At 71.7% G+C, this 13318-nt stretch carries 12 protein-coding genes; 9 read left to right on the forward strand and 3 right to left on the reverse strand.

Annotated elements, in window-relative coordinates:
• Window position 1: 1 nt before the first annotated feature.
• Window positions 2-1318 carry a 3-phosphoshikimate 1-carboxyvinyltransferase gene (gene aroA, locus ACZ418_RS07655; protein WP_468358384.1) on the reverse strand — a complete coding sequence of 439 codons (1317 nt, stop codon included), beginning with the start codon at window positions 1316-1318 and terminating at the stop codon, window positions 2-4.
• A gap of 111 nt (window positions 1319-1429) precedes the next feature.
• Window positions 1430-2152 carry a M50 family metallopeptidase gene (locus tag ACZ418_RS07660; RefSeq protein ID WP_468358387.1) on the reverse strand — a complete coding sequence of 241 codons (723 nt, stop codon included), beginning with the start codon at window positions 2150-2152 and terminating at the stop codon, window positions 1430-1432.
• A gap of 153 nt (window positions 2153-2305) precedes the next feature.
• Between ACZ418_RS07660 and ACZ418_RS07665 the strand changes: the two genes are divergently transcribed.
• Entirely contained in the window at window positions 2306-3109 is an 804-nt protein-coding gene (locus tag ACZ418_RS07665) for an SMI1/KNR4 family protein (RefSeq protein ID WP_468358390.1), read from the forward strand.
• 73 nt (window positions 3110-3182) lie between these two features.
• On the opposite strand, the gene ACZ418_RS07670 is transcribed toward ACZ418_RS07665, so the two are convergent.
• Window positions 3183-5654: an N-acetylmuramoyl-L-alanine amidase gene (locus tag ACZ418_RS07670; protein WP_468358393.1), complete on the reverse strand. Its 2472-nt coding sequence runs from the start codon at window positions 5652-5654 to the stop codon at window positions 3183-3185.
• A gap of 216 nt (window positions 5655-5870) precedes the next feature.
• Here ACZ418_RS07670 and ACZ418_RS07675 point away from each other — a divergent pair, with 216 nt between their 5' ends.
• From ACZ418_RS07675 to def, 8 genes are all read left to right on the forward strand, one after another.
• Window positions 5871-6686, forward strand: a complete 816-nt coding sequence (locus tag ACZ418_RS07675; protein WP_468358396.1) for an SOS response-associated peptidase — start codon at window positions 5871-5873, stop codon at window positions 6684-6686.
• Window position 6687: 1 nt separating this feature from the next.
• Window positions 6688-7314, forward strand: coding sequence for an alpha/beta hydrolase family protein (locus ACZ418_RS07680; protein ID WP_468358399.1), 627 nt, complete (start codon window positions 6688-6690; stop codon window positions 7312-7314).
• A 256-nt stretch (window positions 7315-7570) separates the two neighbouring features.
• Window positions 7571-8266 carry an RNA polymerase sigma factor SigR gene (sigR, locus tag ACZ418_RS07685; protein WP_450981149.1) on the forward strand — a complete coding sequence of 232 codons (696 nt, stop codon included), beginning with the start codon at window positions 7571-7573 and terminating at the stop codon, window positions 8264-8266.
• Window positions 8263-8565: a mycothiol system anti-sigma-R factor gene (rsrA, locus tag ACZ418_RS07690; protein ID WP_351799508.1), complete on the forward strand. Its 303-nt coding sequence runs from the start codon at window positions 8263-8265 to the stop codon at window positions 8563-8565. Before sigR ends, rsrA begins: the two co-directional genes overlap by 4 nt.
• A 108-nt stretch (window positions 8566-8673) precedes the next feature.
• Window positions 8674-10023, forward strand: a complete 1350-nt coding sequence (locus ACZ418_RS07695; RefSeq protein WP_468358405.1) for an HD-GYP domain-containing protein — start codon at window positions 8674-8676, stop codon at window positions 10021-10023.
• Window positions 10020-11312 (forward strand): HD-GYP domain-containing protein, encoded by a 1293-nt coding sequence (locus tag ACZ418_RS07700; protein WP_468358408.1) that lies wholly within the window; start codon window positions 10020-10022, stop codon window positions 11310-11312. Before ACZ418_RS07695 ends, ACZ418_RS07700 begins: the two co-directional genes overlap by 4 nt.
• Before the next feature lie 100 nt (window positions 11313-11412).
• Complete coding sequence (locus ACZ418_RS07705; protein WP_468358411.1) at window positions 11413-12417, forward strand: tetratricopeptide repeat protein; 1005 nt, start codon at window positions 11413-11415, stop codon at window positions 12415-12417.
• Between the two features lie 73 nt (window positions 12418-12490).
• Entirely contained in the window at window positions 12491-13141 is a 651-nt protein-coding gene (def, locus tag ACZ418_RS07710) for a peptide deformylase (RefSeq protein ID WP_468358413.1), read from the forward strand.
• Window positions 13142-13318: the final 177 nt, after the last annotated feature.

Below are 13318 nucleotides of genomic sequence, written 5' to 3' on the forward strand. Positions count from 1 at the left end.
CCTACTGCCCGAGCATCCCGGTCCACAGCTCGGGGAAGTCCGGCAGGGTCTTCGCCGTGGTCGCCACGTTCTCGATCCGCACGCCCTCGACCGCCAGGCCGATGATCGCGCCGGCGGTGGCCATGCGGTGGTCGTCGTAGGTGTGGAAGACGCCGCCGTGCAGCGGGCGCGGGCGGATGTGCAGCCCGTCGGCGGTCTCGGTGACGTCACCGCCGAGTTCGTTGATCTCCTTGGTGAGCGCGGCCAGCCGGTCCGTCTCGTGCAGCCGCAGATGGGCCACGCCCCGCAGGGTCGAGGGGGAGTCCGCGAGGGCGGCGACCGCCGCGATGCCCGGGGTCAGCTCACCGACGTCGCCCAGGTCGACGTCGATGCCGTGGATGGCGCCGGAACCGGTGAACACCAGCCCGAACTCGGTGAGTTCGCAGGAACCGCCCATCTCGGTGAAGATCTCCCGCAGCCGGTCACCCGGCTGGGTGGTGCGCTCCGGCCAGTCCGGGATCAGCACCTTGCCGCCCGTCACCAGGGCCGCCGCCAGGAACGGCTGGGCGTTGGACAGGTCCGGTTCGATCGTCAGGTCCCGGCCGAGCAGCGCGCCCGGCGTCACCCGCCACACGTTCGGCTCGCCGCCCGACTCCGGGGTGTCGACCTGGGCGCCGACCGCGCGCAGCATGTCGACGGTCATCCGGATGTGCGGCATGGAGGGCAGGGTCGCGCCGGTGTGGCGGATCTCGACGCCCTGGTTGAAGCGGGGTCCGGAGAGCAGCAGGGCGCTCACGAACTGGGAGGACGAGGAGGCGTCGATCGACACCGGGCCGCCGTCCAGGGCGCCGCCGCCGTGCACCGTGAGCGGCAGTGCGCCCCGGCCGTCGTCGTCGATCCGGGCGCCGAGCACGCGCAGCGCGTCGATCACACCGTGCAGGGGCCGCTCGTACGACCGCGGGTCGCCGTCGAACCGGATGGGGCCGTCGGCCAGCGCGGCCACCGGCGGCAGGAAGCGCATCACCGTGCCGGCGTTGCCGACGTCGACCGTGGCCGGGCCGTGCAGGCCCGTCGGCAGCACCCGCCAGGCCTCGCCGGTGCCGTCGGGGCCGACCCCCTCCTCGATCTCCACGCCCATCGCGCGCAGGGCACCGGCCATCAGCAGGGTGTCGCGGGAGCGCAGCGGGCGGCGCAGCCAGCCGGGCTCGGAGGCGAGGGCGGCCAGCACCAGCGCGCGGTTGGTGACCGACTTGGACCCGGGCACGTGGACCGTCGCGTCGACGGCTCCGCTCGCGTGCGGGGCGGGCCAGAGGGCGGTGGGTGCGGGGTTAACGGTCATGCGCCCCACTTTAGTGGCTGGGGGCGGCCGGAGATCTCGTTCAAAAGCGGCGAAACCCCCAACGAGAACCCGACAGGCGCCGTCGCCTGCTGCTGCGCCACCTCCCGGTGTTCACACCTCCAGCAGCCAGCGGCCCCCGCCGATCAGCGAGCACAGCGACACCGCGTGGAACAGGAACAGCCACAGCGCCGCCGGTACGTGCGTGAGCCGCGACAGCTGGTCCGCGTCCGAGTCGCCCGCGCCACCCCGCGACCGCTTCAGCTGCAGCTCGAACGGCGGCCGTACCCCGCCGAACAGCAGGAACCACACCACCGCGTACGCGAACGCGGCCTGCACCTGGGGCCCCGCGAGCCAGGACACCAGCAGGAAGGCGCCCCCCGTCAGCACCACGGTCAGCACGCCGTACGCGTTGCGGATCATCACCAGCATCACCACCAGCAGCGCCGTCGCGGCCCAGAGCAGCAGTGTGATGCGGCCCGCGGCCAGCAGGGCGGCGCCGCCGAGGCCCAGCAGCGAGGGGGCCGTGTACCCGGCGGCGGCCGTCAGGATCATGCCGAGCCCGTACGGCTTGCCCCTGCTGACCGTGAGCCCGCTGGTGTCGGAGTGCAGCCGGATGCCGGTGAGCCGGCGACCGGTGAGCAGTGCGATCAGCCCGTGGCCGCCCTCGTGCGCGATGGTGATCGCGTTGCGCGATATCCGCCACAGCGCGTGCGGGACGACCACGCTGAGTGCGGCCACCGAGGTGGCGAGCACCACCCACTGGTCGGGATCGGGCTGGGTACCGGTGAGCCGGTCCCAGATGTCGGGCAGCGCGGTGGCGGCGAGGCTGTCCATGTGTCCGAGAGGCCCCCTGTTCTGGTGCGGAGTCTGGCAGTGTGGCACGTCTGTGCGGACGGTATCCGAGACGGATACGTAGCAGCAGTACGGCCGCCCTCACTCACGCCGCCCGGCTGCCTCGTGTCAGTGCGGTGCGCTTCACTGTCCGCCATGGAGCTCACGCAAGCGACCGTCAATGACCTGCTGGCCCAACTCGGCCCGGGGGACGGCTACATGTACCTGCCCGGCGACCTGGACCCGCAGGACCTGACCGACCTGCTCAGCGGCAGGTACGGCGCCCCGCGCACCCTCGTCCTCGACGGCTTCACCGATCCGACGGTCGACGAGTCCAGGGGCGCGGCCCTCCTTGTCCCCTTCGAGGACCGGGCCGTGAAGATACGGGCGTGGGCGTACGGGGATCAGTGGGTCGGCACGGGTACGGTGCGCGACGCCGAGGGGGTCGAGCGGCCGGTGTTGGTGGTCGCTCACAGGGAGGTGCCAAAACCCTTGGCGGTCGCTCCGGACGAGGACGAGGACGTCGACTGGATGGAGCGGCTCAGACGGATCACCGGCTGGACGCAGCCCGCCCAGCGGCCGGACGTGGACTGGGCGGAGGTGGAGTCGCGCCTGGGCACGGCACTGCCGAGCGACTACAAGTGCATGGTCGAGACGTTCGGCGTCGGCGCCTTCGACGGATACCTGGACCTGAACCAGGAGCCGTGGACCGATCTCAGCGAGGACGGGCTGCTGATCTGGGCGGGCACCGAGCACGAGGACCTGTACTGCTGGCGGGCCGACGGCGACGACCCCGACCGTTGGCCCGTCGTGGTCCGGTCCTTCGACGGCGAGGACGTCTCCTTCGACTGCCAAGCCGCGGAGTTCGTCTGCCGCATCCTCATCGACCCGCACCACCGGTTCACGATGGCCGACTATTTCGACACCCACTGGTTCATGAGCTACCAGGAGAGCCTCTGACCGACCCGAAGGCCGCGCGTGCCCGCCGTCCCGCCCAGCGGTGCGACCGTGGGCGGGACGACGGGGTTGCTGGTCAGCCGATGGTTGCGATGCCGTCGGTGGTGACGGTCGGGCGGCCCGAGGTGCCGACCACGACGATCTTCAGGGTGTGTTTGGCGGAGCTGGACCACGTCTTCGTCCAGATCGCCTGGCGGTAGAGGGTCGTCGAGGACTTGAGGTCCACCGTGGTGACCTTGGTGCCGTCGACGTAGACGTACGCCTGGCCGGAGGTGGAGGCCCGCGAGACGATCCAGGCCACCGAGCGGCCGGTGAAGGTCCAGCTGATCGAAGCCCCGGCGGAGGAGGAGCTGTAGGAGTAGCCGCCCAGGTAGCTGGTGCTGCTCTTGTGCGTCCAGGTGCCGGTGCGGGTGGTGGAGGTCTCCTGGATGATGTTCGGCGTCCGGTAGACGGAGGCGCCGAAGCTGTTGCCCGCCACGTCGTACGCCTTCAGCGCGAACAGGTCCGAGCTGCCGGGCTTGGCGGTGGTGTTCCAGGAAGTGGTGGTCGGTCCGAAGGAGGCGGAGGAGGGCGCGGTCGCAAGGACCTTGGCCAGCGCCGCGTTGTCGGATGCCTGCCAGGTCACCGTGACCGGAACCGCTGTCGAACTCACCGTGCCGGTGCGCGTCTTGACGCCGGGAGCGGTCGGGAAGGCGGGCGCGGTGGTGTCGCCGACCAGGGTGACCGAGCCGGACAGGGTGGTCGAGCCGCGGACGTGGGTGGCACGGACCTGGACCGTGTGGCTGCCGGCCGCGACCGAGATCGAGGCGGAGCGGGCGGAACCGGAGGTGTGTGCCACGGCCTTGCCGTCGACCAGGACGTCGAAGCCGGAGATCACCTGGGACGGTGTGGCGGTCGTCCAGCTCACCGTTGCCGCGCCCTTGGTGTAGTAGCTCGTGCCGGACTTGGTCGCCCCGCCGGACATTCCGGTGACGGTGACGGCACTGACCGGGCCGGCCGCGTAGGAGCGGACCGTGCTCAGGGCGTTGTAGAGCTGGTTGCCGGGGCAGTCGGTGGCGTAACCGTTGCGGTGCCCGGAGATGACGTTGAAGTTGTAGCTGTTGCCCTGGGTGAAGCCGTAGCTGTCGGAGGCGCCCTCGGGCAGGGAGGCGGTGCCGGTGCCCGGGTTCACCCCGGTCATGCCGAACTTCCAGGCAGCGATCCGGGCGATCGAGCCCAGCATCGCCTGCGTGGGCGTGGCCCCGGGGAAGGTGCTGGCCGTGGAGTCACCGCCGCTGAAGTCGGTGTACGTGCCGATGGCGGCCACGCCCATGCTGTTGGTGTTGAACCCATAGGTCTGGGCGCCGACGACGGGCAGTGCCATCCCGCCGAAGCGGCCCTCGAAGATGGTGCCGCACTTGTCGACCAGGAAGTTGTAGCCGAGGTCGCGCCAGCCCTGGTTGAGGTGCTCGGCGTAGATGCCGCGCACGATCGCCGGGGAGTCGGAGCAGGAGTAGTTGTTCGTGGTGTCCGTGTGGTGGACGAACATCACCTTCACCGCCGACCCGTACAACGGATAACCGTTCTCCCGGGCGCACTCGTCCGCGCCCCAGCCGGCCCGGGTGACCACGGTCGGCGGCGCCACCGTCGAGGTGGTCGAGGCCGGCATCGGGTCCGGCGGGACCGGCGATGCCGACGCGGAGGGGCTGGCCGAGGAGGCCGGGCAGGACGGGTACGCCTGGTCCATGGTCGGCAACTGGCTCGGCCAGGACGTCGGCGAGGCGCTCGGCGAGGTGGAGCCGGAGGCGGAGGGCGAGGTGCCGGTGGACGGTGCGGCGGAGGTGGAGTCCGTGGCCGTGGGAGTGGCCGTGTCCGTCGCCGTCGCTGAGCCGGTCGGGGCGGCGCTGTCGGTGGCCGTCGCCGTGTCGGTCGCGGCGGTCGTGTCCGTCGGCGTGGTCGCGTCGGTGGCCGTGGCGGTGTCGGTGGCCGTCGCGTCCATCGCGTAGCCGGCCGGGGCCATGCCGGAGCCCGTGGTGCCCGTGGCGGCCTTGCCCGGGTCGATCAGATCCACCCGCAGCCCGGCGGGCAGCGCGGCCGTGCGGTGCGCGCCGGCCGCGCGGACCTGGATGCCGTTCGACGGCCCCGCCCACATCGGCGACATTCCGCCCCGTACCCCGGGACGGTTCAGCTCGGCCGCGTCGGGGATGTCGTCCGGCTGCTGCATCTTCAGCCACTGGGTCCAGTGGCCGTCGGCGGCGGAGCGGGTGCGTACCTCCACCGTGCCGCGCAGCGAGGTGTGCGCGCCGTTCCAGGTGACGCCCACCATGCTGAACGGGGCCGTGGACCGGGCCCCCAGCGTCTTGAGCGACGCGCTCGACCCCGTCAGGGCCAGCGAGTGCACATGCGTCTTGATCGGCCCCGCCGCCGCCCCGGAACCGCCGCCCTGCCCGGCCGCCGCGACGGCTGCCACCGCCAGGCCGCCTCCCGCGACGACCGCTCCCAACGCCACCCAGGCGCGCTTCTTCAGTCCGGAGGGACGCGCTCGCCGGCCCCTGTATGCAGTTCTCATGCCCCACCCTGTGGAAACGTGGCATCCCTTGCCACACGTCGAACCTATGGGGACCGGATGACGTGGCCCGGCCGGCCCGTGACCGCCGGACCCTTACGCGATCCCCGAGAGATCCAGCGCATCACCTGTCACTTTCGTTTCTCGGACTGCTCGTCTTCCTTGCGTAAGGTGGTGAAGACCCTGGGTCACTGGGCAGGTCGCGAGGGGTGGTTTCAGATGTGCGGACGGTATGCGTCGAGTCGTAGGCCCGAGGATCTCGCTGGAATCTTCGAGATCGAGAAGTGGGAGCCCGAGGAGACCCTGGAGCCGGACTACAACGTGGCTCCGACCAAGGAGGTCTACGCCGTCCTCGACCGCCCCCTGAAAGACGCGGACTCCCCGCGTCCGGTTCGCCAGCTGCGCAAGCTGAAGTGGGGTCTGGTGCCGTCCTGGGCCAAGACACCCGAGGGCGGCGCCCGGATGATCAACGCGCGTGCCGAGACCGTGCACGAGAAGCCCGCCTACCGCCGTGCCTTCGCCGCCCGGCGCTGCATCGTCCCCGCCGACGGCTACTACGAGTGGGTCACCGGCACGCAGGAGCGCGAGCTGGAGGTCGAGGGCAAGAAGAAGCGGCCGCGCAAGCAGCCGTACTTCGTGCTGCCGGCCGACGGCTCGGTGTTCGCGATGGCCGGGCTCTACGAGTTCTGGCGCGACCGCACCCTGCCCGACGACCACCCGCAGGCCTGGTGGGCCACCTGCTCGGTGATCACCACGGAGGCGGAGCAGACGCCGCTGGCCGTGGCCCCCGCCGAAGGCCCGTACTCGCTGGTCGACATCCACCCCCGGATGCCGCTGATGCTCACCCCGGACCGCTGGGACGCCTGGCTCGACCCGGCCCGCACCGACCCGGACGCCCTGCGCGACCTCCTCGCCCCGCCCCCGCCCGGCCTGATGCGCGCCTACCCGGTCTCCACGGCCGTCAGCAACGTCCGCAACAACGGCCCGGAACTGCTGAAGGAGCTGGAGGCACCGGAAGCGGGCACACTCTTCTAGCGTGATCGAGATTGTCGAGACCGACGCCGGGACCGCACGCATCACCTGGCACAAGGCGAAGAAGGCACGGCTGGTCCTGGCCATGAGCCACGGCGCGGGCGGTGGCATCGAGGCACGGGACCTCCAGGCGCTCGCCCGGGTGCTCCCGGAGCACGGCGTGACCGTGGCCCTCGTGGAGCAGCCCTGGCGCGTCGCCGGGAAGAAGGTCGCCCCCGCGCCGAAGACCCTGGACACCGGCTGGCACGGCATCTGGCCCGCGCTGTCCGGGATGGAGCTGCCGGTGGTCTCCGGCGGGCGCAGTGCCGGGGCCCGGGTCGCCTGCCGTACGGCGACCGAGCTGGGCGCCCGCGCCGTGCTCGCGCTGAGCTTCCCGCTGCACCCGCCGGGCAGGCCGGAGAAGTCCCGCGCCGAGGAGCTGCTCGGCGCAGGAGTCCCCACGCTGGTCGTGCAGGGCGGCAACGACCCCTTCGGCAAGCCGGAGGAGTTCCCCAAGGGTGAATTCGAGCTGATCGAGGTGCCGTACGGCGATCACGGGTTCGCGATCCCCAAGCGCGCGGAGATCACCCAGGAGCGGGCCCTGGAGATCATCACCGAGGGCGTCGTGGAGTGGTGCGCGTCACTCGGGTGACCCCCGGGAATGTTGCGGGGTGGACCTCTGTTGAGCGGGACAGAAGTGCTGAGGCCTCGGCACCGACGTCGTAGGAGAGGAAGTCCGCCGCATGGGTTCGACCATCTGCCCGAGCCAAAAGCGCAGCGCTGACCTGGACTGGACGGTGCTGCACGCGGCCAAGGCCACTCCTATTCGAGGGGCGGCAGGCACGGGTCGTGTTCTATCCTCCGAAACGAGTGGGACCGGTTTCGGTCCTGCCCGGGATCTTGAGGAGGTGGGTCCGGTCACCGGTACCGACGCAGGGACCGACAACGGCCAGGCGGAGCAGCCCGAGGGCCAGGGCGTGAGCGCGGAGGCGATCTCCGAGTCCACCGCCGAGCGCAGTGCGCGCTTCGAGCGGGACGCGCTCGAGTTCCTCGACCAGATGTACTCGGCCGCGCTGCGCATGACGCGCAACCCGGCCGATGCCGAGGACCTGGTGCAGGAGACGTATGCCAAGGCGTACGCGTCCTTCCACCAGTTCCGCGAGGGCACCAACCTCAAGGCGTGGCTGTACCGGATCCTCACCAACACGTTCATCAACTCCTACCGCAAGAAGCAGCGCGAGCCGCAGCGCTCCGCCGCGGAGGAGATCGAGGACTGGCAGCTCGCCCGCGCCGAGTCGCACATGTCGACGGGTCTGCGCTCCGCCGAGTCGCAGGCGCTCGACCACCTGCCCGACTCGGACGTGAAGGAGGCGCTGCAGGCGATCCCCGAGGAGTTCCGCATCGCCGTCTATCTCGCGGACGTAGAGGGCTTTGCGTACAAGGAGATCGCGGACATCATGGGGACACCCATCGGTACGGTGATGTCCCGGCTGCACCGGGGCCGCCGTCAACTGCGCGGCATGCTGGAGGACTACGCCCGTGAGCGTGGTCTGGTCCCGGCGGGCGCCGGAGAGTCGAACGAAGCGAAAGGCTCGGGCTCATGAGCTGCGGAGAGCCGCACGAGACGGACTGCAGTGAGGTCCTCGACCATCTGTACGAGTTCCTCGACAGTGAGATGCCGGACGTCGATCGCGACAAGTTCCAGCACCACTTCGAGGAATGCTCTCCGTGCCTGGAGAAGTACGGCCTGGAGCAGGCCGTGAAGAAGCTGGTCAAGCGGTGCTGCGGACATGACGACGTACCCGCGGACCTGCGCGCCAAGGTCATGGGGCGGATCGACCTGATCCGTTCCGGCCAGACCGTGCCCGAGCACGACGTGACTGCCACCCCGCAGGAGAGCTGACCGCCGGGTCGTCACCCGAACGTGCTAATCCTCAGGTCATAGGCCCCACACCCCCCGATCCCCGCCTTAGGCTCCGAGCCCGGGCAGGCATGGTCGGGGAGGGGCGTGATGGAGGCGGTACCGGCGAGGGCACGCGGCTATGTGGCCTGTGTCGCCCTGCTGGCGCTGCTCTGCCTCCTGCCGCTGCCGACGATACGCACCCCCTGGTGGGCGCTCGGCCTGCTCTCCGCGCTCTACGCCGTCTGCGAGCACGTCGTGCGCCGGCGCTTCGGCGGCACCTTCTACCCCGTGCTGCTCGCCGGGGCGTTCCTGCTGCCGCCGCCGGCCGCCGCGCTGGTCCCGCTGCCCGCGGCCCTGCTCTCCCCGGGCGAGCAGGCCGGGCACCGGCCCGCGCCGCTCCGGCGCCTGTGGCGGGCCGCGCAGCCCGCGCTCGCCGTGTGGGGCGCCGCCCGGGTGCACTGGGCGCTCGGCGGCCGGGACGCCGTCGTCGCCTCCGACTTCCCGTACGCGCTGCTGCCGGCCGGTGCGGCCGTCCTCGCCTTCTGCCTGATCCTCACCGTCCTCGACGGCGGCATCCGCGTGGTCGCCCTCGGCATCCCGCCGCGCCGGGCCTGGCGCGGGCTGCTGTCCCGCTGCCTCGCGCCGGTCGCGGTGCACGGACTCGCCGGGCTGATGATGGCCGTGCTGTGGCGCAGCCCGTACGGCCCGGTCGCCGCGCTGCTCGTGCTGCTGCCGATGTGCGTGTCCTGGTGGGTCTTCGCCCAGTACCACCGCGAGCGCGCCGCCCACCAGGCCACCATCCGTGCCCTCGTCCAGGCCGTCGACATCAAGGACGGCTACACCCGCGGCCACAGCGAACGCGTCGGACAGGCCTCCGTGATGATCGCCCGCGAACTCGGCATGGACGACGACCGCGTCGAGGTGCTGCGCTTCGCCGGCATCCTGCACGACGTCGGCAAGCTCGGCGTCCCGACGAGGCTGCTGCGCAAGGACGGCCCGCTGACCCCGGAGGAACGCCGGATCATCGAGCTGCACCCCGAGTACGGCCATGAGATGGTCCGCGGGATCTCCTTCCTCGGCGAGGCCCGCGCCGCGATCCTGCACCACCACGAACGCCTCGACGGCAGCGGCTACCCGTACGGCCTCGCCGGCAGCCAGATCCCCGAGTGCGCCCGCATCGTCGCCGTCGCCGACGCCTTCGACGCGATGACCTCCACCCGCTCCTACCGCCGGGCCCGGCCGGTCGAGGCGGCCGTCGCCGAGCTGGAGCGCTGCGCGGGCGCGCAGTTCGATCCGCGCATGGTGGACGCGTTCCGGCGCGCGCTGGGCCGATGGGGGTGCCCCCGCTCGAGCGAAGCCGAGAGTGGGGGAGGCCGGCACCCCACGGTCACCTCCGAGGACACCCGGACGCCGTACGAGAGCCAGGGCCGGGAGCCGGTCACCAGGGCACCCCGATGACCGCCCTGCGGATCGTCCACGGCGCCGCCGCGCTCACCGCGGCCGGCTCCCTCGGCGTCACCCTGTGGACCGGGCTCGACGAACGGGGCGTCGCCCTCGCCTTCGGGGTGCTCATAGCCGTCGGCGAGCTGACCCGGTGGAGCGACGCCGAGGTACGGCAGGCCGCCCCCCTCGCCACCGCCGGCTCGCTGTCGTACGCCCTGCTCGGAGCGGAGGCCGGACGGCCCACGCACCATGACGCGGCACAGGTCGTCACCGTGGTCCTGGCGGCCGCCCTGCTCGGCGCCGTCCCGCACATCTGGCACGGACGCACCCCCACCCTCGACCATCTGGCCCGCCGGGTGCTCACCGTCGGCTTCGCCGCCGTCTGCTTCCAACCCCTCTACAACAAGGGTGTGTTCACCTCCTGGAGCGGCCCCGCCTACGCCCTGCTCCTGGTCGCCCTGCTCTGCCTCACCGCCCTGTGCGACGCCGTCCTGGCCGCCGCTCTCGCCCACTCCCGCACCCGCTGGCCGTTCGGCCCGCTGCTGCGCGAGGAACTGCGCGGGCTGCTCGGCATCGGCTCCGCCGTCTGTGCGACCGGCGCGGTGATGGCGCTCGGGGTCGCCGTCGCCGGGCTGTGGGCGCTGCCCGTGTTCTGCCTGCCCCTGCTGCTCACCCAGTTGTCCCTGCGCAGATACGCGGCCGTCCGCGCCACCTACCGGCAGACCATCGCCTCCCTCGCCCGCGCCACCGAGATCGCCGGCTGCACCCCCGCCGGGCACGCCCGCCGGGTGGCCGCGCTCAGCCTCGCCGTCGGCCGGGACCTCGGCCTGACCGGGGGCGCACTGACCGTCCTGGAGTATGCGGCCCTCATGCACGACATCGGCCAGCTCAGCCTGGTCGACCCGGTCCCGGGCGGCGCCACCGCCGGTCTGCCGCCCGCGCAGCAGCGGCGGATCGCGCTGCTCGGCGGGGCCGTCGTACGGCAGACCGGTGTGTCCGCGGCCGTCGCCGTGGTGGTGGAACGGCAGGCGGACCCCTACCGCGAACAGCCCCTCGCCGCCCGGATCATCCGGGTCGTGAACGCCTACGAGGAGAAGACCCGGGACGCCGGCCCCGAGGGGCCCCTGCGAGCGCTGGAGGACCTGCGCCTCGGCACCGCCGGGGACTACGCCCCGGAGGTGGTGGAGTCCCTCGCCCGGGTCCTGGCCCAGCCACGGGCCTGGCGGGAGAGCGCGCCGGTGGCGGGCGACGGGAGACGCACGGCACTGTCTGACCCCCCTCGCGGCTGGGTAACCCATGGGTAATGAGCGCCTTTCCCACCGTACGTGGTTGGATGCGAGGGAGAGGGTGTCCGGGGGCACAAGCCAGCCCACTGAGCGGAACTGGAACTGGCAGGCGGGAATCGTGAGGATCTTCGGCAAGGGACGGCACCGGCCCTCCGCCTCCTGGCGGCAGGCCACCGACCGGGCGTTCACGCTCATCGGCGACGGCCGGTACGAGGACGCGGGCGAGCTGCTGACACGGGCCGCCGACCTGGAGCCCTGGCTGTCGGAGTCCTGGTTCAACCTCGCCCTGCTGCACAAGTTCCGGCACGACTGGGAGCAGGCCCGCGCGGCCGGTCTGCGCGCGGTGGCCCTCCTCGACCGGGAGACCGGGGCGCCCGACTGGTGGAACGTCGGCATCGCCGCCACCGCCCTGCAGGACTGGCCGCTGGCCCGCCGCGCCTGGCAGGCGTACGGGCTGAGGGTGCCTGGGGGCCCCTCCCGGCCGAAGGCTGGGGGAGGCGCCGTGGCCGGGGAACCGGTCGGCATGGAGCTGGGCAGCGCGGCCGTACGGCTCTCCCCGGAGGGCGAGGCCGAGGTCGTGTGGGGCCGCAGGCTGGACCCCGCGCGGATCGAGGTGCTGTCCATCCCGCTTCCCTCGTCCGGGCGACGCTGGGGCGAGGTCGTGCTGCACGACGGGGTCCCGCACGGCGAGCGCACGACGTCCACCGGCCATGCGTATCCGGTCTTCGACGAGATCGAGCTGTGGGCGCCCTCACCCGTGCCGACCTGGGTGGTTCTGCTGGAGGCGGCCACGGAGGCGGACCGGGACGCGCTGGAGCAGCTCGCCGCGGACGCGGGGTTCGCCGCGGAGGACTGGTCGTCGTCCGTGCGGCTGCTGTGCCGGATGTGCTCGGAGTCGCGGATGCCGTCGGACGAGGGCGAGGGTGATCATCTGGACCCGCACGACCACAGCGAGCCGGGTCATCCCGGGCCGCTGGGGCATCGGACGGACGGGCAGCTGTGGGTGCCGGAGCGGGAGTGCGGGGTGGCTGCGCCGGCTTCGCTGGTGCGGGGGCTGCTGGACGGATGGGTTGCCGACAGTCCGGATTCGCGTGACTGGCGGGATCTCGAAGAGGTTTGCTGAGCCGTCGGTGACCAGCCGCCTTTAGGCTGTACCCGAGACTTTTCCAAGGTTTGCAGGAAGGCGTACGTCGGTCATGGCGCAGCAGGACACCGATCAGCAGCACGCGGGCGTGCTCCCCGTCGACGAGGAGGGGTACGTCGTCGACACGGAGGACTGCGAGGAGCGCGAGAAGGCCTGGCGGGAGCGCGGGACCTCGCGGCCGATCACGGTCGTCGGCAACCCGGTGCTGCACAAGGAGTGCAAGGACGTCACCGATTTCGGCGAGGAGCTGCAGCAGCTCGTCGCCGACATGTTCGCCAGCCAGCGCACCGCCGAAGGCGTGGGCCTGGCCGCCAACCAGATCGGTGTCGACCTGAAGGTCTTCGTCTACGACTGCCCCGACGACGAGGGCGTCCGGCACGTGGGCGTGGTGTGCAACCCCAAGCTCGTCGAACTGCCCGCCGACCAGCGCCGCCTCGATGACAGCAACGAGGGCTGCCTGTCGGTGCCGACGGCGTACGCGCCGCTCGCCCGTCCCGACTACGCCGAGGTGACCGGCCAGGACGAGCAGGGCAACCCGATCAAGGTCCGCGGCACCGGCTACTTCGCACGGTGTTTGCAGCACGAGACCGACCACCTCTACGGCTACCTGTACATCGACCGGCTGTCCAAGCGGGACCGCAAGGACGCGCTGCGGCAGATGGCCGAGAACGAGCCACGTTATCCGGTGGTCGCCAACGACTAGCCGACGCGGTGGACTTGGGCGTCCGGCCGGGATCACTCCCGGTCGGGCGCCCTTTGTATGTCTGGCCTCGCTCGTCCGTGCGTCGTACAACCGATCCGTTCTGCCCTCCTGGTGATCCTTAATCGGTCACACAAGGGGGGATTCTCAGCACCTCGGGGTAGTGAGTGAAGCAAATCC

It is taken from the genome of Streptomyces sp. NPDC030820 (assembly GCF_055572075.1).

What these genes read in the sequence shown, in the direction of transcription:
- aroA (WP_468358384.1), bottom strand. Translation starts at nt 1,318, where the DNA reads ATGACCGTTAACCCCGCACCCACCGCCCTCTGGCCCGCCCCGCACGCG.
- ACZ418_RS07660 (WP_468358387.1), bottom strand. Translation starts at nt 2,152, where the DNA reads ATGGACAGCCTCGCCGCCACCGCGCTGCCCGACATCTGGGACCGGCTC.
- ACZ418_RS07665 (WP_468358390.1), top strand. Translation starts at nt 2,306, where the DNA reads ATGGAGCTCACGCAAGCGACCGTCAATGACCTGCTGGCCCAACTCGGC.
- ACZ418_RS07670 (WP_468358393.1), bottom strand. Translation starts at nt 5,654, where the DNA reads ATGAGAACTGCATACAGGGGCCGGCGAGCGCGTCCCTCCGGACTGAAG.
- ACZ418_RS07675 (WP_468358396.1), top strand. Translation starts at nt 5,871, where the DNA reads ATGTGCGGACGGTATGCGTCGAGTCGTAGGCCCGAGGATCTCGCTGGA.
- rsrA (WP_351799508.1), top strand. Translation starts at nt 8,263, where the DNA reads ATGAGCTGCGGAGAGCCGCACGAGACGGACTGCAGTGAGGTCCTCGAC.
- ACZ418_RS07695 (WP_468358405.1), top strand. Translation starts at nt 8,674, where the DNA reads ATGGAGGCGGTACCGGCGAGGGCACGCGGCTATGTGGCCTGTGTCGCC.
- ACZ418_RS07700 (WP_468358408.1), top strand. Translation starts at nt 10,020, where the DNA reads ATGACCGCCCTGCGGATCGTCCACGGCGCCGCCGCGCTCACCGCGGCC.
- def (WP_468358413.1), top strand. Translation starts at nt 12,491, where the DNA reads ATGGCGCAGCAGGACACCGATCAGCAGCACGCGGGCGTGCTCCCCGTC.